Origin of the sequence: Faecalibacterium sp. Marseille-Q0746 (genome assembly GCF_017377595.1) — a bacterium.
Lineage (GTDB): Bacteria > Bacillota > Clostridia > Oscillospirales > Ruminococcaceae > Faecalibacterium > Faecalibacterium duncaniae.
Genome location: NZ_JAFREI010000018.1, coordinates 1 through 23,812, shown reverse-complemented (window position 1 = coordinate 23,812; position 23,812 = coordinate 1). Strand labels below are relative to the sequence as shown.

The 23,812-nt window shown below is 46.4% G+C and carries 19 protein-coding genes; 16 read left to right on the top strand and 3 right to left on the bottom strand.

What is annotated here, in order from left to right:
- Positions 1-972, top strand: coding sequence for an O-methyltransferase (locus tag J3351_RS10545; RefSeq protein ID WP_207697712.1), 972 nt, complete (start codon positions 1-3; stop codon positions 970-972).
- Here the strand turns inward: J3351_RS10545 and J3351_RS10540 are convergent.
- A complete protein-coding gene (locus J3351_RS10540; RefSeq protein ID WP_207697711.1) occupies positions 954-2,087 on the bottom strand; it encodes a DNA cytosine methyltransferase in 1,134 nt (377 codons plus the stop codon). The genes J3351_RS10545 and J3351_RS10540 overlap by 19 nt on opposite strands.
- A gap of 160 nt (positions 2,088-2,247) precedes the next feature.
- Here J3351_RS10540 and dcm point away from each other — a divergent pair, with 160 nt between their 5' ends.
- The 10 genes from dcm (at position 2,248) to J3351_RS10490 (ending at position 17,103) form a co-directional block, all read left to right on the top strand.
- The gene (dcm, locus tag J3351_RS10535) at positions 2,248-3,411 is read left to right on the top strand and encodes a DNA (cytosine-5-)-methyltransferase (protein ID WP_207697710.1); all 1,164 of its coding nucleotides are present in this window, start codon (positions 2,248-2,250) and stop codon (positions 3,409-3,411) included.
- The gene (locus tag J3351_RS10530; RefSeq protein ID WP_178293977.1) at positions 3,412-4,587 is read left to right on the top strand and encodes a type II restriction endonuclease; all 1,176 of its coding nucleotides are present in this window, start codon (positions 3,412-3,414) and stop codon (positions 4,585-4,587) included.
- On the top strand, positions 4,587-5,039 hold the full coding sequence (locus J3351_RS10525) for a very short patch repair endonuclease (RefSeq protein ID WP_178293978.1): 453 nt from the start codon (positions 4,587-4,589) through the stop codon (positions 5,037-5,039). Before J3351_RS10530 ends, J3351_RS10525 begins: the two co-directional genes overlap by 1 nt.
- Before the next feature lie 1,639 nt (positions 5,040-6,678).
- A complete protein-coding gene (locus J3351_RS10520) occupies positions 6,679-7,938 on the top strand; it encodes a hypothetical protein (RefSeq protein ID WP_307862861.1) in 1,260 nt (419 codons plus the stop codon).
- A 76-nt stretch (positions 7,939-8,014) separates the two neighbouring features.
- Positions 8,015-9,307, top strand: a complete 1,293-nt coding sequence (locus J3351_RS10515) for a virulence-associated E family protein (protein WP_207697733.1) — start codon at positions 8,015-8,017, stop codon at positions 9,305-9,307.
- Between the two features lie 212 nt (positions 9,308-9,519).
- Positions 9,520-9,714, top strand: coding sequence for an excisionase (locus J3351_RS10510; RefSeq protein ID WP_207697709.1), 195 nt, complete (start codon positions 9,520-9,522; stop codon positions 9,712-9,714).
- 111 nt (positions 9,715-9,825) lie between these two features.
- Positions 9,826-11,088: a tyrosine-type recombinase/integrase gene (locus tag J3351_RS10505; RefSeq protein WP_207697708.1), complete on the top strand. Its 1,263-nt coding sequence runs from the start codon at positions 9,826-9,828 to the stop codon at positions 11,086-11,088.
- Between the two features lie 569 nt (positions 11,089-11,657).
- The gene (hsdR, locus tag J3351_RS10500) at positions 11,658-14,036 is read left to right on the top strand and encodes an EcoAI/FtnUII family type I restriction enzme subunit R (protein ID WP_207676820.1); all 2,379 of its coding nucleotides are present in this window, start codon (positions 11,658-11,660) and stop codon (positions 14,034-14,036) included.
- Positions 14,037-14,038: 2 nt separating this feature from the next.
- Complete coding sequence (locus J3351_RS10495; RefSeq protein WP_156060202.1) at positions 14,039-15,529, top strand: class I SAM-dependent DNA methyltransferase; 1,491 nt, start codon at positions 14,039-14,041, stop codon at positions 15,527-15,529.
- A 23-nt stretch (positions 15,530-15,552) separates the two neighbouring features.
- On the top strand, positions 15,553-17,103 hold the full coding sequence (locus J3351_RS10490; RefSeq protein WP_207697707.1) for a restriction endonuclease subunit S: 1,551 nt from the start codon (positions 15,553-15,555) through the stop codon (positions 17,101-17,103).
- 48 nt (positions 17,104-17,151) lie between these two features.
- On the opposite strand, the gene J3351_RS10485 is transcribed toward J3351_RS10490, so the two are convergent.
- Both J3351_RS10485 and J3351_RS10480 read right to left on the bottom strand, forming a co-directional pair.
- A complete protein-coding gene (locus tag J3351_RS10485) occupies positions 17,152-17,955 on the bottom strand; it encodes a tyrosine-type recombinase/integrase (protein ID WP_242699389.1) in 804 nt (267 codons plus the stop codon).
- A 39-nt stretch (positions 17,956-17,994) separates the two neighbouring features.
- Positions 17,995-19,218 (bottom strand): restriction endonuclease subunit S, encoded by a 1,224-nt coding sequence (locus tag J3351_RS10480; protein WP_207697706.1) that lies wholly within the window; start codon positions 19,216-19,218, stop codon positions 17,995-17,997.
- Between the two features lie 220 nt (positions 19,219-19,438).
- On the opposite strand from J3351_RS10480, the gene J3351_RS10475 reads away from it, so the two are divergent.
- The 5 genes from J3351_RS10475 to J3351_RS10455 form a co-directional block, all read left to right on the top strand.
- On the top strand, positions 19,439-20,887 hold the full coding sequence (locus tag J3351_RS10475) for a ParB/RepB/Spo0J family partition protein (RefSeq protein ID WP_207697705.1): 1,449 nt from the start codon (positions 19,439-19,441) through the stop codon (positions 20,885-20,887).
- Between the two features lie 283 nt (positions 20,888-21,170).
- Positions 21,171-21,512: a hypothetical protein gene (locus J3351_RS10470; RefSeq protein ID WP_097786385.1), complete on the top strand. Its 342-nt coding sequence runs from the start codon at positions 21,171-21,173 to the stop codon at positions 21,510-21,512.
- Positions 21,512-22,225: an antirestriction protein ArdA gene (locus tag J3351_RS10465; protein WP_014080243.1), complete on the top strand. Its 714-nt coding sequence runs from the start codon at positions 21,512-21,514 to the stop codon at positions 22,223-22,225. The genes J3351_RS10470 and J3351_RS10465 overlap by 1 nt, the downstream gene beginning before the upstream one ends.
- A 133-nt stretch (positions 22,226-22,358) precedes the next feature.
- A complete protein-coding gene (locus J3351_RS10460; RefSeq protein WP_173022035.1) occupies positions 22,359-22,748 on the top strand; it encodes a PcfB family protein in 390 nt (129 codons plus the stop codon).
- On the top strand, positions 22,735-23,812 hold a 1,078-nt coding region (locus J3351_RS10455; protein WP_242699388.1), incomplete at its 3' end, for a type IV secretory system conjugative DNA transfer family protein. The genes J3351_RS10460 and J3351_RS10455, both read left to right, overlap by 14 nt.

The window sequence follows — 23,812 nt, the reverse complement described above, 5'->3', positions numbered from 1 at the left end:
ATGGCCAGCCAACCATTTTATCATCTTCGGCCCAATAAAAGCATTGATCGTAATCTATTTGTGCAAACACTGATAGGCTTGACATCGGTATTTCCTGTTGCTGATTATTGGTATACCGGATTCGGCTCATATATGTTTGATGATTTTAAAATATTACATGAACGATTGAATATTTCCAAAATGATCTCACTTGAAGCTGATCCACAGGTGTTTTCTCGCGCAAAGTTCAATTTGCCATACAATTGCATAGATATAAAAAACATGGATAGCACTGCATATCTGACAAGTTTTATGCCAGAGGATGCTGACCATAATATTTTCTGGCTTGATTTTGTTTCGCCATCAGGACTGGGCGCTCAATTGGCCGATTATACAACTCTGCTGGATCGGCTGAATCCTGGAGATATTGTTAGAATTACTTTGAATGCTAATCCGGATTCTCTGGGAAAAGGATCGGGACAACCAGATAGCCTTCAAGAAGAACGATTGGAAACACTGAAAAGCAAAGTAAAGGATGCATATCTTCCTCCAGCACTCACAGCAAGGTGCCTTACGCGGCACAACTATCCAATAACGTTGCTGAAAATTTTAAAGGCAGCAACATTGCTAAGTTTTGAATACAGTGAGAACTTCCTATTTCCGCTTTTTTCAACAGTCTATGCAGACGGACAGCAAATGCTTACATTTACCGGCATCATTTTAAATGACCCTTGTTTGGAATCAAGAATCAGAGATTCGCTAAAGGCATACCCGCATAATACTTTTTCCTGGGATGCTGAACCCAGTAGAATTGAAATCCCTGCTCTCTCGGTTCAGGAAATTTCAGAATTAAATAAGCGTTTGCCAATCACCGATCAGCAAACGCTTATAACAGACTTTCCATTTATCTTTGATGATAAGCACTTGGATGCCGTAAACAGTTACATTGCATACTACAAATACTATCCCAATTATCATTTGGTCAGCTTTTGAAAAATCACACTCAAAACCTGTTCAGCAACAATCGGAGAAACGCTGTTACCAATTTGCCTGAAACTGTGCCATATCGTATCTGGCAGACAAAACCAGTCCGGAAATCCTTGAAGTCTGGCCGCTTCTCGCGGCATGATAACACGAGCCTCTTTATAATGGATAGGCCGTACAGCTTGATAGCTTCCTTTTTCCGGTCCGGTACCTGCACGTAACGTTGGGCAGAATCCATCTGGATTTAAGCGCGTCGACTTTGAAATTTCATCTTTTTGGCCATAGGCCAAATTGGCATAGCGTTGTGCTACCTTATCTGTATGCACTGTCGGAAGAAAGCCGTTTACTTCATGCCTTTCCATAAAGCCTTTAATATAATCAGGATCGCCAACTAATGGAGGACGTCTTGAAACTGTATGTTCGTAAAAGAACTTCGTTTGAGAATGTTGGTGATCTGTATCAAAATAACTCGATTCCAGTATACCAAATCCGGTTTCACCATTCACTTGTTCTTTTTCGGGAAGCCCTTCAAACGCTTGGCGCACGGTCGTCATGGCGTCAGGAAAAACCTTTTTCTGTTCGATGTCTTCCCTTGTAATGGGCTTTACTTTGCTAGGGAGAAAGCCAATAAAGAAAATACGTGTGCGAGTTGTAGGCGCACCGTATTCGTTTGCCGCAACTTTTATGGGGAGCATGATATATTGTGAAACATGCTGGAAAGCCTTTGCTCGAATTTCATCATATTTGGGATTCATAATCCCAGGAACATTTTCTGCCAGAAAGAAAGAAGGCTGGATATCCTCAACAAGTTCAAAGAATTTAATGAAAAGGCAATTTCGTGAATCATCAACATTTCCCTGACCAATGCTGCTGAAGCCTTGGCAGGGTGGACCTCCAATAATTCCATCAGGCTTTTTGTCTTTCATTCTTGCCATCTCCAGCAAAGATGAACCGGTTAATTCCATAATATCCTTACGGATATGTATGGTATTAGGAAAGTTTTTAGAATGTGTTTCAATCGCATGTGGTTCAAGTTCAACAGCGGCGGTAACCGTAAAGCCGGCTCTTGCAGCACCTAAGCTTAACCCACCCGCTCCAGCGTAAAGATCGATTACGTTTGGCATTATTCCATTTCCTCTCCCTGACATAAAAAACCATTATATATAATACACCTTTTTTGAGAAAAAGACAAGCAAAACAACAATTTCTTGTTGCGATAAGATTGAACCGGTGATATACTGGGAAAATAACGGTACAGAAATTTTCCCAGAGAGGATGCGTACAATGTTCAAGCAGCTTCATATCCGACTTGAAGATAATGTTTTCGATGAATTATCCGATTACGCTAATGAAAACGGGCAATCCGTGCAAAACTGTGTATCAGGGGTTTTAATTAGAATGTTGAGTCAGCAGAAGTCTCAAAAGAAGGTGGATGCTTCTTTCACATTTATTGACTTGTTTGCTGGTATTGGAGGAATGCGAATTGCATTCGATCACGCTGGTGGTCGCTGCGTGTATTCCAGCGAATGGAACAAATACAGCCAACAGACTTACTTGGCTAATTTTGGCGAACAGCCAGAAGGCGATATTACTCAGGTAGATGCAAACTCTATTCCAGATCATGACATCTTGGTAGCCGGTTTTCCCTGTCAGCCTTTCTCCATTGCGGGTGTCTCTAAAAAGCAGAGCCTTGGCAGAGCGACCGGCTTTGAAGATAAAACGCAGGGAACATTATTTTTTGATGTGTGTCGAATTCTAAAAGCAAAGCGGCCAAAGGCCTTTATGCTTGAAAACGTTAAAAATCTGTGCAGCCATGATAAGGGCCGTACCTTTAAGATTATTCGTGAAGCCCTTGAAGAACTTGATTATGAAGTCTTTTTTGAGATACTCGATGGGAAGAATTTTGTACCGCAGCACAGAGAGCGTATTCTGATTGTTGGATTTGATAGAAAACGCTATGGCCATGGTTACAATTATAAATTCCGATTTGATATTACGCCCAAAACACCGAAGCCGGTTATTCGGGATATTCTGGAAACAAATGTCGATACCAAATATACGCTATCCGACAAGTTGTGGGCATATCTTCAAAACTATGCCGCAAAGCACAAGGCCGCTGGAAATGGATTTGGATATGGCATTGCCCCATTAGATGGTGTATCTCGTACGTTAAGCGCACGATATTATAAGGATGGTTCGGAAATCCTGATTGAACAATCCGGAAAAAATCCGCGGCGTCTAACTCCACGTGAATGTGCGCGACTTCAAGGATTTCCTGACAGTTTCAAAATTCCGGTTTCGGATACCCAAGCTTACCGTCAATTCGGTAATTCAGTTGTTGTTCCCCTTATGGAAAATGTTGCCACACTTATTGTAAAAGAGATTGAACGGCTGGATAATGAAAGCAGCCAGTCGAGGGATGAAATGATTATTTCTGAGGTTGGTTGAATGGAAAATATTGCACTTTATGCGATATCCGCGGCATTAAATGGTCAAAAGGTGTTTTGCAAATTCCTAGCAGCGAATGATACCGGATTGACCGGTGGTCATCAGGAAGGAATTTATATTGCAAAACCAGCCATTCCCATTCTATTTGAAACTCCGGGTGAGCGTGGACAGAATAAGGATCGGTGGGTTGAAATAAAATGGCAGGGTGATTTTATAAGGAGAAGCCGTTTTATTTACTACGGACAGGGATCACGAAACGAATATCGTATCACAAATTTTGGCAAAGGGTTTCCTTTTTTGCGTCCCGAATATACTGGTGCATTATTCGTTCTGGTTATGGATAGCGAAGAATACTATCAGGGATTTGTTCTTAACACAGAAGATGATATTAATCAGTTTCTGGATGCATTTGGTGTCAGTCCAACAGAGACAAATCGATTGATTCAAATTCGTGAAGCAGACCTTGAACTTCGCGAAAAAACAGCAATAGAAGAGTTTATTTCTGGATTGACGGTAGATTTTCCTGCATCCGAAGAAATGTCCGCAGCTGCGCGGCGAATCCAGAATGCTGTGTATGATCATGAAAACTTTATTATAGATAACCCTGATCGCAAATTGCTTGATTGGACTGATGCGGAATTCAAACTGTTTCGTGCTTTGGAATATGCACGATATGGTGATATGATAACTCATGGCTTTCCATCGGTTGAGGACTTTATAAATACAGCCAATATTGTACTGAATCGAAGAAAAAGCCGCGCTGGAAAAAGTCTTGAACACCACCTTGCTGCGATTTTTGATGGCAATGGGGTCCGTTATAAGGCTCAAGCAATCACTGAGGGCAATAAGAAACCTGATTTTATTTTTCCCTCACAGGATGCGTATCATGATGCAGCGTATTCAACTGACCGATTGGTTTCTCTTGCAGCGAAAACAACCTGCAAGGATCGTTGGCGACAAATTTTAAATGAGGCTGATCGACTTCGTGATCGGCCAAAGTATCTTTGTACCTTGCAGCAGGGGATTTCTGCTGCACAGATGGACGAGATGCAGGCTGAAAATGTCATTTTAGTTGTTCCAAAACCATATATTCAGGCATATCCTGCTGATAGGCGTGAACGAATCTGGACACTGGGTCATTTTGTCACGTATGTGAAAGAAGTTGAAAATCTATAATGGCTGATATCGTTTCAAAGAAAAAACGCAGTGAAAATATGTCAGCTATTAAAAGCAAGGATACTACTCCGGAGATATATCTTAGAAGGCTGCTTTTCTCAAAAGGGTACCGATATCGTAAGAATGACAATCGTATTACTGGACATCCAGATATTTATCTTCCAAAATACAAGGTCGCAATTTTCGTGAATGGATGCTTCTGGCATAGGCATCAAGGATGTAAATATGCCTATACGCCGAAAAGCCACATTGACTTTTGGACTAATAAATTTAAAACAAATGTAACACGTGACAAAATTGTTTATGAGCAATTAACAAACAGCGGCATCCGAGTTCTCATCGTATGGGAATGCTCCATTCGGCAAATGCGCAAAGATCCTTTAAATGCAATAAATGATTTTAATAAAATCAAAACTTTTTTGGAAAGCCAGCAGAGTTTTGATGAACTTTAAATCATTTGATACGTGTCTACAATCAAAAAACGGTGAAGCGGATTCTATCTGCTTTGCCGTTTTTTATTACAAATCAGTTACAAAGTCGCTTTCAATGCTACGAAATAGCCATTTTCGCGGGCTAGTAAGTAGAGGGGTGTTTTTTAGCTGAAATCACCTGCGAAAATGACAATTTGATTACAAAATCACCTTGAAGGGTGCCAAATGGGCATTTTCGATGGCTAGTATATGGAGGGTTCTTTTTCAGGGCACAAAATTCTGCCAGAAAAATTTTCTCAACACCCCCTATTTCAGAGTACTTTTTCTGTTAATAGTACAGACAGCGTTCTTAAGCGCTGAACTCCGAATCTGTGACTTTTCTGTTAACTTTTGAAAACATGGTTGTATTTTGGGTGTTTCCGTCGGCTATCAATTAGAGGGATAATTTTTTCGGAAGCCCTAAATTTCGAAGATTTTCTATAAAATCTGCACCTTGAAAACAGAATAGTTCAATCGTCCGGTACTTCGCAAAAGGTACTTCTGTAACTCGTAGCCCGGCCATAACGAAGGCGGGGTGGCTGAAATGCCAATGGTGCGGTGAGAATCCGCCGCCGGACGATTCCCCACTCCTAGGGAGCCGAGGGCGAATATGGGAGACCTTAACATATTAAGCAGACCAGTGTGCTGATCTACAATTGAGAGAACTGGCGAGTACGCTGGTTCTCGATACATATTGAAGCCGGACGAGCTGTCCTTCAGGACAGCTTGCCCGGTGCAGGAGTGCAGAGGGCGCAGCCCTTTGCCCCAGTGATATGATGCTGTGCGTCATATCCTACTGGGTATTATCTGGCGCAAAACGGCGGCAGATCCAGCAGCTTCGCTGCTGCGTTCTCTCCCAGCAAGCTGTTGAAATGAAAAAAGCCCCCGCTAAACCTTATACCAAAATCAGGAAAAAGTAATCAAAACAGGTTCACTTAGGGGGCCAATAATAGGCCTACGAAGCCCACGACTTTAGTGATTTCAGGTGCTATAATAATTGCAGAGATGCAGCATCTTAGCGATTTTTCCAAAAGAAAGAATAGCGATACAACAAGAAATGGGAACGATGCTTCCTACTTTCACCGAAAATTAGGAACTCTCGGTTCCTGTTCGAGTATGAGTTTCTCTGTTATACTTTCTGTAGGCTTCAAATGAAGAGACCCAACAGTCACTGTGATCTAGTGCCCGCTTACGCTTTTTGGAAATTTTTGAAAAAAGTAGGCCTGACAGGCCCACTTAATAGGCCTACGAGGCCCACGACTTTCACAATTTCGGGTGCTATAATGAATACGGCGGTACGGCATTTTGGAGATTTTTGGAAGAAATAGACGTATGAGGTCTACAAAAGTTGACGTACAAGGCCCACGCGCTTTGCGGGAAATCCTGTTATACTTTTCTTGCAGAGCGAAAGCAAACTCTTCTAAGCAGAAAGCGACAAACGCCATGATCTCCCACTGAGGGAAGGAGCGGTAGGTCACTTTCTTTGCAGTATAACAAACACATAAATCCTTTTCTGAAAGGACTACCTCTCGATTCCGAGAGAAGATTTCAAGACACGGTCTTGAAATGCGAGAACCGTTGCTTAGAAGAACTGTATCACTCCTGTGATTTGATCGCACGAGTGACCGTACAAAAAATACAGGAAAAGAGGGATGTCTATCTGAAATTAACACGACACAACGGAAGAGCTGGGACCCACGGCACCTACAACCCCAAGCACAATGACCGCAGTTTCAACCTTGCCAACAGTGAGCACATTGACCAAAAGCGTGCCAAGGGCAATATCTACTGGGATTGCTATCACGGCATCCGCTCTGCATCCGACAAGGACAAACAGACGGCTGCATTCAGCGATGTGGAGAAGATGTTCTATGAAATCCACTATTCTCACTTTGTGGAGAACCAGAATGCCCGCAATGCGAAGATTCGCCACACCGAGCGCAACCGAACCATAGAGGACTTACTTGCAGGTAAGAAAACTTGCCCGGAAGAAACCATCTACCAGTTCGGAACGCTAGACGAACACGCATCGGTGGAAGATCTGGTCTTAGTGGTGACAGAGTTTATGTCCGAATTTCATAAGCGCTTTGGCACTCATGTTCATCTGCTGGACTGGGCATTGCATCTGGACGAAAGCACACCCCACATCCATGAGCGCCATGTGTTCGACTGCGAGAACAAGTACGGCGAGGTAGCACCCCAGCAGGAAAAGGCACTGGAAGCACTGGGCTTCGAGCTGCCCGACCCGGACAAGCCCCTCAGCCACCGGAACAATCGCAAAATCTCCTTCGATGCCGCTTGTCGGAAAATGCTGTTTGAGATCGCCAAGCGGCACGGTCTGGAATTGGAGGAAGAAGCAGAATACGGCAACCGCAAATATCTGGAAAAGCAGGACTTTATCCTTGCCAAGCAGAAGGAGCAGCTTGCCGCCCAGCAGAGCAAGCTGGACGAATTGACCCTCAAGGTCAACGACATGGAAACGCTGATCGATGAAGTTTCGGCAGCAGCCTACGACAAGGCGGTGGAGGTCGTGACGGACGTAGTACGCACCGAGACCCGCAAGGAAGATATGCGGATGATCGAGGACACGAAGAGGTGGGTGTTATCGCCAGAGAGAAAAGCTCCCAAAGCTACTAGGGAATATGCCTCCCATCGTTTGGACGATGTGCTGAACAAGTTCCTCAAGACCATGCAGACCACCGCCGCACGTCTGCAGGAGAAGCTGCTGAAGCCGGAAGTCCGACAGAAGGGCAAGGAGCAGGTCAAGGAGAAAGCACGGGATTCCGTTCTGCACCTGTTGAGCCGTTTGCAGACGGAACAGGCGCAGCGGAAGCCATCTGCGCCGCCTACCGCCGAAAAGTCAGAAAAATGTTTTCAATAATAGTACGAGGTGATGTTTATTGAGCAAAGAAGTCAACGAAGAACGCGCTCCCCGAACCATTACCGATGTGAAGGAAATGCTGTCCAAGCACTCCAACGGCGAAATCCAGCGGACGATCCAGAACTGCATCACGATTTTGCAGAACGACTATGTGCTGGCCGATGCCATTCGACTGAACCTGTTGAGCGAGCGCATCGACATCGTAAAGCCTGTGGGCTGGCCCCGCTCCGGCAAGACGCTGAACGACACCGACATGAAGTATATTCTGCGCTGTATGGAGAAATACGGTATCTCCAGCGAAAAGAAGATTGAATCTGCTATCCACATCGTTGCCAACGAGAACCGCTACCACCCCACCCGGGACTACCTGAACGGCCTAAAATGGGATGGAACAGAACGGATAGCCCACGTCTTGCACCATTTTCTCGGTGCTGCGGAGGACGAGTACACTTGCGAAGCTATGAAAATTTTCCTGCTGGGAGCCATCAAGCGGGTGTTCCAGCCGGGATGCAAATTTGAAACCATGCTCTGTCTGGTGGGCGGTCAGGGTGCGGGGAAGTCCACTTTCTTCCGTCTGCTGGCCGTTAAGGACGAGTGGTTTTCGGATGACCTGCGGCGGCTGGACGATGACAACGTGTACCGCAAGCTGCAAGGTCACTGGATCATTGAAATGTCGGAGATGATTGCCACCGCCAATGCCAAGAGCATCGAGGAAATCAAGAGTTTTCTCAGCAAACAGAAGGAAACCTATAAAGTCCCCTACGAGACCCATCCTGCCGACCGTCTGCGCCAGTGCGTCTTTGCTGGCACGACCAATCGACAGGATTTTTTGCCCCGTGACCGCACAGGCAACCGCCGCTTCATCCCTGTCCCGGTGGACGCGGAACTGGCCGAAGTCCACATTCTGGACAATGAGGAGGAATCTCGCACCTATATCGACCAGCTCTGGGCAGAAGCTATGACCATCTACAACAGAGGCAACTACAAGCTGGCGTTCAGCCCCGCTATGCAGGAAACGCTGCAAGCCCACCAACAGGACTTCATGCAGGAGGATGCGCAGGCTGGCATGATCTACGCCTTTCTGGAGGACTACACGGGTGACCGGGTGTGTTCCAAGCAGCTTTATGCGGAGGCGCTGGGCAACACCAATATCCCGGCAGAGTGGGAGACCCGTGCTATCTGCGAGATCATGAACACGGGTATTTCGCGCGGCGATATCCAAGGCTGGCAGGCTCACAAAACCGCTAAGCGTTACCCGAAGTACGGTGTTCAGAAAGGCTGGGAGCGCGTAACCAGCCCCGAAACCGGGGCTGAAAATTTCTCCGAAATGACGGATGCGGAAGCTAAGCAGCTGGGCTTTCCCTTCTGATGGACAGCGGTTACACGGTCAGTTACAGGTTTGGTTACGCTGCAGTTACAGCGCAAAGACCGCATGATTGCTGCGTTTTCCTCTTTCTGTAACCATGTAACCTTAAAAAGAGAAGAAAAAGTATAAAGCTCACCGGATGCCCTGTGTGCAGAAAAAGAGAGTTTTCCTACCCGGTTACAGGCGTTCGGTTACAAGGAATTGGAGGTCTGCCTATGAAGGATGTCCCGATTTGGGAAAAGAGCAATCTGACGCTGGAAGAAGCTGCGGCTTATTCCGGCATTGGCATCAACAAGCTGCGTTCATTATCAGATAACGAACATTGCCAGTTCGTGCTGTGGGTGGGTTCCAAGCGGCTCATCAAGCGGCGCAAGCTGGATGAATATACGGAGCGAATGTACTCGCTTTGAAAATGTCCCGGATAATTTTCAAAACGTCTTGCAGAGAATGGCGTATTTGTGGTACTATGAACACAGAACAACGCTCTTTTCTGCACCGCGATGTAGAAAGGAGCAACGCTCATGGCAACAACTCAGAATACGAAACGCAAAGACAAGGCGCGTGTGGTTCTCCGCAAAGGGGAATCCCAGCGCAAAGATGGCAAGTACGATTTCCGTTGGACTTCCCCGGATGGCAAGCGGCACTCTATTTATGCCGCGACCTTGGAGGATCTTCGGGAAAAGGAAAACGACATTCAGCGAGATTCGCTGGAAGGCATCAAGGCAGAAGCACGGTACGTCACCCTGAACGATGTGTTCACCCTGTGGGCAAAGGTGAAGCGTGGTCTGAAGGACAACACCTTTCAGAATTATCTGTACCTTTATCGGCAGTTCGTGGAGCCGGATTTCGGCAAATCGAAGGTGTCTGCGCTCAAAAAGTCGGATGTGAAGCAGTTTTACAACACGCTGGCAGACGAGCGGGGCTTGCAGGTCTCTACGATTGACAGCGTACACACGGTTCTGCATCAGGTGCTGGACATGGCGGTGGAGGACTGCTATCTGCGGAGCAATCCTTCGGACAATGTTCTGCGGGAGCTGAAAAAGGCACACCAGTTTGAAACCAACCGCCGCAAGGCACTGACCGTGGCAGAGCAGAATCTGCTGCTGTCCTACCTCTCCAAAACGCCGAAGTACCAGCACTGGTATCCGATTTTCGCAGTCATGCTGGGAACGGGTTTGCGCGTAGGAGAAGCCACTGGTCTGCGCTGGTGCGATGTGGATTTAGAGGAAGGCACGATCTCCGTCAATCACACGCTGGTCAACTACGACCACCGTGAGAACAACGGCGGCAGGAAAGGCTGCTACTTCAACTGCCACTCGCCCAAAACAAAGGCCGGTGTCCGCACTGTTCCGATGATGGACTTCGTGAAAGAAGCCTTTGAAAAGGAACGTGCCTATCAGGAAGAAGCAGAGATCCGCTGCACGGTAACGGTGGACGGTTACACGGATTTTATCTTTGTCAACCGCTTTGGTGAGTGCCAGCATCAGGGAACGCTGAATAAGGCCATCCGGCGCATCATCCGGGACTGCAACGATGAAGTGCTGGCGAAGAACCCGAACAGCACCGTACTCCTGCCGCGTTTCAGCTGCCACACCCTGCGGCATACCTTCACGACCCGGATGTGCGAAGCGGGCGTGAACATCAAGGTGATTCAGGATGCGCTGGGACATTCGGATATCTCCACGACCTTGAACATCTATGCGGATGTGACCAAGGAACTGCGTAAGTCTGAATTTGAAAATCTTGACCGTCAGTTCGCACAGTGGAAAGACCCTGAAGAATAAAATAAAGCATACGCCAAATACGCCATACGCCATTTACGCCAATTCATACGCCAAACGATACAGTTCGGATAAAGGCTTGTGTAGAGATGTAAATGGAATGGCAAAATTCAACCCTTGCGGTGTAGAGTAGTATCAAGAAATAAAGGCTTGTAACTGCTCGTCGATGACATCCCCACGATGAAGCCGATTGAACAGTAAAATGCAAAAATTGACTTTGCTTCGTTTGAAATCGTGGCGTTCGATACTGGAGCAATGTGAATTTACCACCAACTTACCACCAAATTTGATAATTTGCATCAGTAAAACAGAAAGCAGCCTACAATAAACGCAAGCACCCCTGTCAATGAAATGTGTGATAACACATGGATTGGCAGGGGTGCTTTTCATGTTTGGAAGATATTAAGAGTATTTCGGAAAAATACTGGTATTGTCTTGTTGCCCACCGAATCAAGTCGTGGTATAGTAATAATTGGAGTAGTTTAACCTTAAAGGTCGTTGCGGCATACAACTTCCGATAATATTGATTATCTGGAAGTTTTCGGGATTCTACAATGCAGGAGGTTGTCTGTATGGCGGTGCTTTCAAAGAGTCAAATGTCCGAAGAAGATATTAAGTTTCACTACATCACACCCGCAATCACGGCAAAGTGGAACAACCAGCACATCACGCTGGAAACAAAAATCACAGATGGCCGTATCAATCTCAAAGGTAACATTGTGGCCCGTGAAAAGCCGAAACGTGCAGACTATGTGCTTTACCTGAGCGCGAATAATCCGATTGCCATTGTTGAAGCAAAAGACAACAATCATACGGTTTCCCACGGATTGCAACAGGCCATGACCTATGCGCAGATGTTGGATGTTCCGTTTGCCTTTAGCTCAAATGGGGATGGCTTTGCAGAACATGACTTCTTGACGGGCAAAGAACGCACCTTTGGCCTTGACGAATTCCCAACAGAAGAGGAACTGGTTGAACGGTACAAAGCCAGTGTAAACAATGGAGCTGGTTTGACGGATGTACAGGAGAAAATGATTGCACAGCCGTATTATAGCAGCCAGAAAACTTACCCACCGCGCTATTACCAGCGCATTGCCATCAATCGTACATTGGACGCGATTGCAAAAGGGCAAAATCGGCTTTTGCTGGTAATGGCAACTGGTACAGGTAAAACTTATACGGCATTTCAAATTGTGTATCGGCTGCTCAAAAGTGGCTTAAAGAAAAAGATTCTTTATCTTGCAGACCGCAACAATCTTGTTGACCAGTCTATCCAACAGGACTTTGCGCCGCTGGAAAAGGTCATTCATAAGGTGAATTTTTCTAAGGACGACCCTCGCACAATTACTTCTTATGAGGTCTATTTTTCTCTCTATCAGCAGCTTGCAGGAAAGAACGAAGAACAGGATGAGAACGCCGAAAATGCACTCGATAAGCTGTCACAGCTCTTTAGCCCGGATTTCTTTGACCTGATTATTGTCGATGAGTGTCACCGAGGCTCTGCGAAGAAAGAAAGTAATTGGCGCAAAATTCTGGAATATTTTGCCTCTGCTACGCAAATCGGCATGACTGCTACGCCTAAAGAAACCAAATATGTTTCAAACATCGACTATTTTGGCGAACCCATCTATACTTACAGCCTGAAAGAAGGAATCGAGGACGGTTTTCTTGCGCCTTTTAAAGTAATCAATGTTATGACGGACATTGGTGAGGGATGGCGTCCTCGCAAGGGCCAGCGCGATATTTACGGAAACGAAATCGAAGATCGCATTTATACAAATAGCGATTACGACTACAACATCATTATAGAAGATCGTATCAATCAAGTTGCTGCTGAAATCACGCGGTACTTGAAAAGTACCGACCGTATGGCCAAAACCATCGTGTTCTGCCCAACCGAAGAAGCGGCAGAGCGTATGCGGATGGCTTTGGCAAACCAGAACGCTGACATGGTGAAGCAGAATCCCGATTATGTTGTCCGCATTACAGGCAGCGATACTTATGGAAAGAGTAAGCTGGATTATTTTATCTCTGTTGGCTCGAAATATCCTGTTATTGCGACTACCTCCAAGCTGCTCTCCACGGGTTCGGATTGCAAGATGACAAAGCTGATTGTTTTGGATGAAATGATTGGCTCTATGACTGAATTCAAGCAGATCATTGGCCGCGGAACCCGTCTGCGCGAAAAAGAAGGCAAGACCCATTTTGTTGTGATGGATTTCCGAAATGTGAGCCGACTTTTTGCGGACCCGGATTGGGATGGTCCGATTGAAATGAACGAGGACTTCGATTCCGAAAAAGAGAACGATAAGCCCGTACCGAAAAAGGGCTCAGGAACATCTGACCCTCCCACGCCGCCAGACCCCAAGAAACCCAAACCAATCGTTGATAAAGACGGCTGTCGGGTGGAGATCATCTACAAAACGGCTTCTATTTATGATGCAGGCGGGAAACTGCTCCGGCAGGAAAGCATTATTGACTACACGAAAGAAAATATCCGTGGCTCGTACGCTTCACTGGACAATTTTATCCGTCAATGGTCTGCTGAAGAAAAGAAAGAAAAAATCCGGGAGCTTCTTTTGGAGCATGGTATTGACCTTGAAGCACTAAAGGCCGACCAGAATATGACGGATGTGGACGACTTTGACTTTATCTGCCATGTTGCGTTTGATAAAAAGCCTTTGACGCGCAGAGAACGAGCAGAAAATGTCAAAAAACGCGACTTTCTAAGCAAATACAGCGGTGCAGCAAGAGATGTTCTGGAGGCACTTCTGGACAAGTATATGAATACTGGCATTTATGAAATTGAGAAAACGGAAATTCTGCGGCTTGACCCGTTCTTGAAAATGGGCAAGCCCCAAAAGATTGCCTCCTACTTTGGTGGGAAAGACGGGTATCTGAAAGCTGTTAAGGAACTGGAACAGGCAATCTATGAAGGAGAAATTGCATAACAATGGGAAATTTATCGAATTTTGTGAAGCGTGTCCGCGATATTATGCGGAACGATGCAGGCATCAATGGTGATGCACAGCGCATTGAGCAGATTGCATGGATGCTCTTTCTGAAAGTATATGATTCTAAAGAAGATGAGTGGAATACGACTTTTGACAGCAAGGAATCATATCAATCCATAATTCCCGAGTCTTGCCGCTGGCGCAACTGGGCGCACGCTAAAAACGGGAAAGGTATGACGGGCGATACTCTCTTGGAATTTGTCAACAATACGCTGTTCCCCACCTTGAAAAAGCTGCCTGTGGACGCTTCCACGCCCATCAAAAAAGCAATCGTGCAGACTACCTTTGCAGATGCAAACAACTATATGAAAGATGGCGTTTTGCTTCGACAAATCATAAATGAAATTGATGATATCAAATTTGACGAATATGAAGAAAGTCGAGTATTTGCTGGAATCTATGAAACAATTTTAAGGGAGTTACAAAGTGCCGGTTCTGCTGGCGAATTCTATACGCCACGCGCTGTTACTGATTTTATGGCGCAGATGATCGACCCGCAAATCGGTGAAAAGATGGCCGATTTTGCCTGCGGCACAGGTGGCTTTCTTACCAGCTGGCTGAAAGTTTTGCGTCAAAAAATTCAAACAACAACTGACGAGAACCTGTGTAATAATTCCATTTACGGAGTTGAAAAGAAACAGTTTCCGTATATTCTTTGCATCACTAATATGCTGCTGCATGATGTGGATGTGCCGCAGGTGTTCCATGATAACACACTTCTCCGAGATGTTCTGGACTATACCGAGGACGATCAGGTAGACGTTATCTTGATGAATCCTCCCTATGGTGGGTCGGAAAAGCCGGAAATTAAGAACCATTTTCCGGCTGACCTTGCCAGCAGCGAAACGGCTGACCTGTTCATGTCCGTTATTATGTATCGACTGAAGGAAAATGGCCGCGCAGCTGTCATTCTGCCGGATGGCTTCCTGTTTGGCACAGACAATGCCAAAGTAGCAATCAAGACGAAGCTGTTCTCTGAGTTCAATGTCCATACCATCATCCGTATGCCGGGTAGTGTGTTCTCCCCATATACATCGATTACGACCAACATTTTGTTCTTTGACCATACTGGCCCGACAGAGGAAACCTGGTTCTATCGTCTGGATATGCCGAAAGGCTACAAGCATTTCAGCAAGACCAAGCCTATGAAGTTGGAACACTTTGCCCCTGCGGTAGAATGGTGGAGAGACCGCAAAGAAATTCAGTTGGACGGGTTTGACAAGGCCAAAAAGTATACCGTGCAGGAAATCAAAGACCGCAACTACAATATTGATTTGTGTGGCTATCCGCATGAGGAAGAGGAAATCTTACCGCCCAAGGAGCTGATTCAGCAGTATCAGGAGAAGCGCGCCAGCCTGAACGCAGACATTGACCGAATCCTTGCTCAGATCACGGAGATTCTGGGCATTGACCTTGATGCACAGGACTGAGCCACATAGATAAGGAAGAAAAAATGACAGGACAGCAACTGAAAAATTCCATTCTGCAAATGGCAGTGCAGGGCAAACTTGTTCCGCAAGACCCCAATGACGAGCCTGCTTCTGTGCTGCTGGAACGCATTCGTGCAGAGAAAGAACAGCTTATCAAAGAGGGCAAAATCAAAAAGGAAAAGAATCCATCTGTGATTTTCCGTGGAGCCGATAATTTGCCTTATGAGAAGGTCGGCAAAAATGAGCCTGTCTGCATTGCAGATGAAGTGCCGTTTGACATCCCGGAGAGCTGGGAGTGGGTACGATTAGGCGAGATTTTTCAGCATAATACAGGTAAAGCGTTAAACTCATCGAACAAATCGGGTGTATTGTTGGAATATATCACAACATCCAACTTATACTGGGATAGATTTGAACTTGAAAATCTTAGGTCGATGTACTTTACTGAAAATGAAATAGAAAAATGTCAGGTATCAAAAGGTGATCTTTTAGTTTGTGAAGGTGGCGATATTGGACGTGCTGCTATTTGGTTAAAAGACTATAAAATTTGCATTCAAAATCATATTCATAGGTTGCGTTCATATGTTCCGCTTTGCACAAGATTTTACTACTATGTGTTTTTTCTCTATAAATATGCTGGTTGGATTGGAGGAAAAGGAATTGGAATCCAAGGATTATCGTCTAATGCGCTCCATTCTCTGTTAGTTCCAGTTCCACCGATAGCTGAGCAAGAAAGAATTGTAAAACGGCTCGAAATAATAAAACCGCTTTCTGATAAGTATTCTGAAGCTTCTGAACAAATCCAAGAACTAAATAATCTGTTTCCTGAACATCTTAAAAAATCCATTCTTCAATATGCCGTTCAGGGCAAACTTGTTCCCCAAGACCCTGCCGATGAGCCTGCCTCTGTTCTGTTAGAACGTATTCGCACAGAAAAGGAGAAGCTCATTAAAGCCGGAAAAATCAAACGTGACAAGCATGAATCGGTCATTTTCAGACGGGATAATTCTTATTATGAGAAGGTCGATGGAATTGAACGTTGCATCGATGATGAGTTGCCATTTGAGATTCCCGATTCGTGGGAATGGACAACCATTGGCACAACTTGCATAAACATTCAGTATGGCTCGTCACGAAAATCTGAGTCTACGGGAACAATGGCTGTTTTAAGAATGGGAAATATTCAGAATGGTCGAATCGACACTCAAAAACTTGTGTACACATCAGATAAAGAGGAAATTGCCCACTATCCTCTTGAATATAATGATTTGCTCTTTAACCGTACAAACAGTAAAGAACTTGTAGGAAAAACCGCCATCTACAAAAGTGAAGTTCCTGCAATCTATGCTGGCTATCTAATACGTATAACACCACTAATAGACAGCGACTATCTCAATTATGTTATGCAAACGCAGTTTTACTGGGTTTACTGTCAAAATGTTCGTAGCGATGCAATCGGCCAGTCAAATATTAACGCTGAAAAATTGAAGAATTTCATTTATCCGCTGCCACCGCTCCATGAACAGAAAAGAATTGCAAAAAAACTCAATAGTATTTTCACCAAAATTAAATAAAGAACGAGGGCATACCTTCTGCATAGTTGGAGTGTATGCCCTCATTTTTTACCAGTCTATGATATTATCTACCAAAGTCCTCTGTTCGGTTGCAGTTTTACGCAAATAAATTCGCGTCGTTTCAATGCTTTCATGCCCCATCAGGTCTGCAAGGAATGCAATGTCGCTGCACCGCTCCAAAAAGCTTTTTGCAAACCGATGCCTGAAAGAGTGGGGATAGACCACCGCAGGGTCAATGCCATATTTTAACGCCAGCTTTTTCAGCTGTCCAGAAATACCTCTTGTGGTGATTCGTTCGTCGAAACGATTCAAAAAGATAAAGCCGCTGTCCTGCTGTTTTTCTTCCAACCAGACAATGGCTTCATCTTGCAATGATTTAGGAATGTAGATGCGGCGCAGCTTCCCACCTTTAGAATAAAGGTCGAGGTGTCCAATCCTAATGTGCTCAACTTTGATTTGCACCAGCTCGCTGACGCGCGCACCCGTAGCAGCCAAAAAGCGGATGACAAAATACCAAAGCATATTGTCATCGCGCTTCAGGCAGTTTTTGAAGTAGATGTAGTCTGCTTCGCTAATGACATTTTCGAGAAAGGCTTTCTGCTGCACCTTGACGGATGACAATTTCCATGAATCCTTTCCGATGCTTTCGAGGTAGCAGTTGATAGCGCGGATTCGTAGATTAACTGTTTTGGGCTTGTACTGCTCAATCAGCCAGGCTTTGTGCTCTTTCAAATTGCGTTTAGTGACGACATCATGCCGTTCCCCAAACTGCCGCACAGCAAACAAATAGGATGTTACCGTGTTTTCTGAGAGGTTTGTTCCTCTCAAGTGTCTTTCAAATTCTTCAATCATAGTGAAAGACCTCCTTTCACCATGAGTATACAAAAAGAGTTACAGAACCACTATTTTTGAAAGAACTAGAGAGATTCTTTGAAGGATGCGGAACAGTTCCTTTTCCGGAGGAATAGAAACCAATAGTTCACCTATGGAATCAAGTCGAAAGCTATTTTTTATGCCATGCTGATTTGCGTTATAGAATTTTTGGGCGTAGTCAGTCAAAAGCAAATATGGAATATATTTATTCCGTATTTCAGGAAGAAAACGTATCATCGCGGTGTGCTGATTGATGTAGGCTTCCTCAAATCCATCTGGTATCAGGCCAAGCATTCCGACATCACCTGTTATGGAGAATAGTAAATCGCCACTTTGTAATGAAGTTCGTGTTCCCTCGGCCTTTGAGGGGATGGAAACACGCTGGATATGCTCTAGCCGCAGATCAAAAGAATTTTTTGACAGATTTCCCATGCGAAGAAATGCTGCACCTGTAGTCGAGTAATATTTTGCCCAATCGCGTGAACCGCTGGTAATGTTCTCTGTCAAAGATTTCAAACGACACCATCCCCAACTTTCAGGAATCTCAAACGGCAACTCATCATCGATGCAGCGCTCAATTCCATCAACCTTCTCATAATAAGAATTATCCCGTCTGAAAATGACCGATTCATGCTTGTCACGTTTGATTTTGCCCTCTTTGACAAGCTGTTCTTTTTCTGTGCGAATACGCTTCAACAGAACGGAGGCAGGTTCATCGGCAGGGTCTTGAGGAACAAGTTTTCCTTGAACAGCATATTGGAGAATTGATTTTTTTAGAGTGGCTGGAAATCCACTATTTAAAACATCCAATGTTTCATTTGTTTTGTAATATTCCTTTTGCATTTGAACTGTCTCAAGATATTTTGAAACAATTCGATGTTGCTCTTCGATTGGCGGAATTGGAATCAATAACAACGCAAGTTGATTAAGATAAAATCCCTTCTGTGCCGTTCCAGTTGCCTCACGAACAATTTTTTGCTGAATATATGCGGAATCTAGGCAATACTTTAAATAGTAATTAAAAATTAACGTGTGAATAACGGAAACGCTTCGTTGAAAGCAAATATTTAATCCGCCTTCATAAACGCAACTTCTTCCAAGAGAACCAACAGACGTAAAGAAAATATCTCCAGTTGCAGCGTTCGTTCTTTCATTTTCCTTGTCGAAAATGTTTTTCTCTAAATAACGAACTTTTTCAAGTTCAACGATGCAATCATCGTTAATATTGGTTGATGAAACCATAACATATGATTACTTCCTATTAGGAACACTGTAAATACAAGGCTTTTCGGAGCCTGCAAACCAGAAAAAATAATATTTGATCTATCACATTACGCAAAAAGCCGTCCGGCATGAAAAACGGGCGGCTTTTTTGCGTGGATAGACGGAAAGGAGGCACAAAAATAACTACAAAATTTTAGCGTTCAAATTTGTGCAACTTTAACGAAAAGGAGGATCGTAAATGGCCGATGAAAAATTGAATACGGGCCCTGCGGAGAATACTTTCCCGGAGGCTGCCGAGCCTATCACCACACCCGAACAGGCCGCAGCGTCTGAGCCCCAGCAGGAACAGACCGGGCCTGCCATACCTGAGCCCGGCGATGTGGTTGTGTCCTTTGACAAAATCAATGAGCTTATGGCAGAAAAGAGACAGAACGCCCGCGCCGAAGTCGAAAAGGCGGAAACCCCCGAAGCGCAGGAGGCGGCAGCCCCCGGAGAAACACCGCAGCCCGCCAATACGGAGGAACCGAAAAAGCCGCGCCGTGGCCGTCCGCCGAAAGCAGAAAAGGCCGCGACTGAAAATCAAAAATCGGAGAAATCGGCTGGGACCCGCAAGGGCCGCCCACCCAAGGCGGATAAGACGGCCCCTGACAAGCCCAAGCCGTCCAAACGAGACAAAGTGTCCCGAAGTGACGGAAAGGCCCCGGATGCCAAGGAGCCCATTAAGCCCGCACAGGATACGGCACCGAAGGAAACTGCTACTGCGGAACAGACGGCTCCCGAGCCGACCACACCGCCCCGCCCGGTTGAGGAAGGCAAGCTGGTTTATCTGAAACTTTCCGAGGTTCATCCGTTTCACACATTCCGTCCGCACCCCTTTAAGGTACGGGACGATGCGAAGATGCAGGAAATCGTTGCTTCTATCCGCGTAAACGGTGTAATGGTTCCCGGTCTTGCCCGCCCGGAGAAAGACGGAAACGGCTATGAAATTGTAGCGGGCCATCGCCGTACCCACGGCAGTGAACTGGCGGGGCTGGAGGAAATGCCCTTTATTGTCCGTGAAATGACCGACCACGAAGCGGTGCAGGCCATGAAGGACAGCAACAAGCAGCGTGACGGGATGCTCCCCAGTGAATTGGCCGCGCTGCTGGAACTTGAGGTTGAGGACATTAAGCATCAGGGCGGGCGGCTGAAAGGCGTTGCGGAAGGCGATGTTGGAAAACGCTCGGTTGAGATTGTGGGCGAGGCGCATGAGATGAACTATAAAAAGGTCATGCGATACTTGCGGCTCAACTCTCTTGTGCCGGAGCTTCTGGATAAGGTAGACGATAAAAAGATGGGCTTTATGCCTGCCGTGGAACTGTCCTACATCAAACAGAAAAATCAGAGGCTTATTGCTGTTTCCATTGACGGGGAGCAGGCTTCGCCCTCGCTGGCCCAAGCTAAACGGCTCCGGGAGCTGGATAAGGAAGGCAAGCTCAACGGCGATGTCATTGACGGCATCTTATCAGAACAGAAAAAGGAGGATCGAGGCGTGATTATTTCTACTGCGGAACTGGAAAAGTATTTTGGCAAGGAGGTCACTCCCGCCAAAATGAAAGAACAGATTATGTCCCTGCTGGATGACTGGAAAGAAAAACAGCCGCCGGAGCTGGCAAAAGCCCCGAAAAAGCAGGAACTTGACAAGTAACAACTTCGAGACACTTTGTCCCGAGGGCCCCGCCCTCGCGCAGAAGCTCTGGTGGTATATATCCCCCGTCGCCGCCTGTTTTTTAGTACAGCCGGGAGTGGGCCGTCAAGGGTGCAGCGCACCGCCGTTTTCGGCGGCTCGCCCTTGACGGTCTGCCCCGGCTGTGCTATTTCCCCGGCAAGCGGCGGGGGTATATCCTTCAGAGCCGCCCCCTTTCCCAAGACTGGGAAAGGGCGTGGGGTTTGGGTTGAACTTTCTTATTAAAATATCGGAGGTATGAACGATGAAACGACCCCTTGCTTATATCACCGCTGCATGGCTCTGCGGCGATAGCGAAAACGCAGAACTGGCGGCGCAGTATTGCCGCACCGTGTATGAGGCAGGCTTTTCTCCTATTTGTCCGCCTTTGTACTTGCCCCTGTTTCTCAATGATGCTGTTCCCGAGGAGCATAAAAGCGGCATCGACATGAGCCGTGACCTGCTCCGCCGTTCTCATGTGCTGGTTGTTTGCGGGCACAGTATGACCGAAGCCATGAAAAATGATATTGCCGTGGCCCAGCGGCTGGGAATTACGGCAACAACCCTTGAGGGCATCCTGACCGTCAAGGGGCAGGGCCGTCGCTGATGGCGACCCTGTTTGAAGCCTACGTTACCAACGCCGGAAAGTACAGCGAGGGCCAGCTTGTGGGTGAAACACTGAAATTTCCCACAACCGCCCAGGAGGTGGAGGCTCTTTTGAAACGGATCGGCGTGGATGGCGTCCGCTATCAGGAAATTTTTATTACCTCTTTCGATGGGGATGTGCTGGGGCTCTATGACCATTTGAGCGAGTATGAAAATCTGGACGAGCTTAATCATCTGGCCTGCCTGCTTTCCGAGCTTACCTCATCGGAGCTGGAAACACTGGAGGCCGTCCTCGACAGCGGCGATCACTGTTCTTCGGTGCGGGACATCATCAATCTGACACAAAATCTGGACTGTTACGGCTTTTACCCCGGCGTATCCGATGAGGAAACGCTGGGGCGCATTTATGTGGACGATCTGGAAATGTTGGATGTGCCGGATCAGGTAAAACCGTATTTCGATTATGAGGCGTATGGCCGGGATGCCTGCATCCACGAAAACGGCCATTTTGCCCCGGGCGGCTATGTTGTCAAAGAAAGCGATCATTTCGTGGAAGTGTATCACGGCTTGCAGGATATTCCCAAGGAACATAAGGTATTCTCTTTCCCGAAGCTCTCTATCCGGGAGCAAATGGCCGCCTATCAGGAAATCATAGACGGTTCTTCGCTGGAGGGCTACCGTCAAATGCAGAAAAAAGACCGTGGGGATCGGTGACGGTACTTCGAGACAAATTGTCCCAAGGAAGGAGGCGGTGTAACTGATTGATGAAGATATTTCCCGGCGCACGATAGCCATATCCGTAAAAACAACCAAGCTGACGGCGCGGGGACTGGCGTATGTGCTGGGTATGGTGGGGCGGAAGATCCGCAAGGCATACCGTGGGCGGCAAACACCACACGGCAAGCAAAGTGTGCGAAAGCTCATGGCACACGGTACATCCACAAACAGCATCGAGCTATCCGGGGATGCCAAGTCCTTTGACCGTGTGGCCCGGAAATGGAATGTAGACTATGCGTTCTATAAAACCGGGCCGGACAAATACCTGTTGTTTTTCAAGGCTGGACAGGCAGACGCAATGACCGCCTGCTTTTCTGAGTATTCCCGGAAGGTGTTAAGCAAAGCAAAATCGAACCGAGTTCCCATCCGAGAACAACTGCAACAGGCGGCGGATCAGCTTTCCAAAGAAAAGCCGAAACAGAAAGAACATGCAAAGGAGGTGGCCCATGAGGACAGATAAGATTAGAAAATATCTCATTCCAAACATTCCCTATCTGTTCATCCTGTGGGCGTTCCTCAAGCTGGGGACAGCCTACCGGCTGGCGGCGGGTAACGATTTTGCACATAAGCTCATCGGGCTGGGCCAGACGATTGGCCCGGCCTTTGCTGACTTTGCACCCGGTCTTGCTCCGCTGGATTGGCTTGTCGGTATTGTAGGCGCAGTTGGTTTCCGGCTGCTGATCTATTTCAAAAGCAAGAACGCTAAGAAGTTTCGGCGGGATGCAGAATACGGCAGCGCCCGATGGGGAACGGAAAAAGACATCAAACCGTTTGTCGATCCGAAGTTTGAAAACAACGTGATTTTGACCGGGACGGAGTTTCTCACGATGAACACCCGCCCTAAAATCCCCGCAAATGCCCGAAACCTGAATTGCTGCATTATCGGCTCGTCCGGCTCCGGCAAAACCCGCTTCTGGCTTACGCCCCAGCTTTTACAGGCTCATTCCTCTTATGTGGTGGTCGATCCCAAAGGTGGTGTGCTGGGACAGGTCGGGGCTTTCCTGCAAAAACGCGGATACAAAATCAAGGTATTCAACAGCATAGATTTTTCAAAATCCATGCACTATAACCCGCTGGCGTATATCCGCAACGAGGCCGATATTCTGAAATTCGTGGATGCCCTGATTTCCAACACCAAGGGCGAAGGCAAGGAAGGCGATCCATTCTGGACGAAATCGGAAACGCTTTTGTACTGCGCGCTGATCGCCTACATCATTTTCGAGGGGCCTGCCGAGGATCGGAACATGAATACCCTTGTGGATATGATTTCCGGCATGGAGGTCAAGGAGGATGACGAGGACTTTATGAACGCGGTGGACTATATGTTTGCCGGGCTCGAAAAGCGCAAGCCGGATTGTTTCGCGGTCAAACAGTATAAAAAGTACAAATTGGCCAGCGGTGTTGTATGCTCTAAAAGACTTCTTAATCAAGCGGTTGGGAAGTCTCTTAGAACACACAACCTAAAACCGAAGAAAGGAGCGCAAGTTATGAGAAAAAATGAGAAAATCACAGCTCTGTACGAAC

Excerpts from the sequence above, each read along its gene's own strand:
- J3351_RS10545 (WP_207697712.1), top strand. The coding sequence starts at position 1 with ATGGCCAGCCAACCATTTTATCATCTTCGGCCCAATAAAAGCATTGAT.
- J3351_RS10540 (WP_207697711.1), bottom strand. The coding sequence starts at position 2,087 with ATGCCAAACGTAATCGATCTTTACGCTGGAGCGGGTGGGTTAAGCTTA.
- dcm (WP_207697710.1), top strand. The coding sequence starts at position 2,248 with ATGTTCAAGCAGCTTCATATCCGACTTGAAGATAATGTTTTCGATGAA.
- J3351_RS10530 (WP_178293977.1), top strand. The coding sequence starts at position 3,412 with ATGGAAAATATTGCACTTTATGCGATATCCGCGGCATTAAATGGTCAA.
- J3351_RS10525 (WP_178293978.1), top strand. The coding sequence starts at position 4,587 with ATGGCTGATATCGTTTCAAAGAAAAAACGCAGTGAAAATATGTCAGCT.
- J3351_RS10515 (WP_207697733.1), top strand. The coding sequence starts at position 8,015 with ATGCTGTCCAAGCACTCCAACGGCGAAATCCAGCGGACGATCCAGAAC.
- J3351_RS10510 (WP_207697709.1), top strand. The coding sequence starts at position 9,520 with ATGAAGGATGTCCCGATTTGGGAAAAGAGCAATCTGACGCTGGAAGAA.
- J3351_RS10505 (WP_207697708.1), top strand. The coding sequence starts at position 9,826 with ATGGCAACAACTCAGAATACGAAACGCAAAGACAAGGCGCGTGTGGTT.
- hsdR (WP_207676820.1), top strand. The coding sequence starts at position 11,658 with ATGGCGGTGCTTTCAAAGAGTCAAATGTCCGAAGAAGATATTAAGTTT.
- J3351_RS10495 (WP_156060202.1), top strand. The coding sequence starts at position 14,039 with ATGGGAAATTTATCGAATTTTGTGAAGCGTGTCCGCGATATTATGCGG.
- J3351_RS10490 (WP_207697707.1), top strand. The coding sequence starts at position 15,553 with ATGACAGGACAGCAACTGAAAAATTCCATTCTGCAAATGGCAGTGCAG.
- J3351_RS10485 (WP_242699389.1), bottom strand. The coding sequence starts at position 17,955 with ATGATTGAAGAATTTGAAAGACACTTGAGAGGAACAAACCTCTCAGAA.
- J3351_RS10480 (WP_207697706.1), bottom strand. The coding sequence starts at position 19,218 with ATGGTTTCATCAACCAATATTAACGATGATTGCATCGTTGAACTTGAA.
- J3351_RS10475 (WP_207697705.1), top strand. The coding sequence starts at position 19,439 with ATGGCCGATGAAAAATTGAATACGGGCCCTGCGGAGAATACTTTCCCG.
- J3351_RS10470 (WP_097786385.1), top strand. The coding sequence starts at position 21,171 with ATGAAACGACCCCTTGCTTATATCACCGCTGCATGGCTCTGCGGCGAT.
- J3351_RS10465 (WP_014080243.1), top strand. The coding sequence starts at position 21,512 with ATGGCGACCCTGTTTGAAGCCTACGTTACCAACGCCGGAAAGTACAGC.
- J3351_RS10460 (WP_173022035.1), top strand. The coding sequence starts at position 22,359 with ATGGTGGGGCGGAAGATCCGCAAGGCATACCGTGGGCGGCAAACACCA.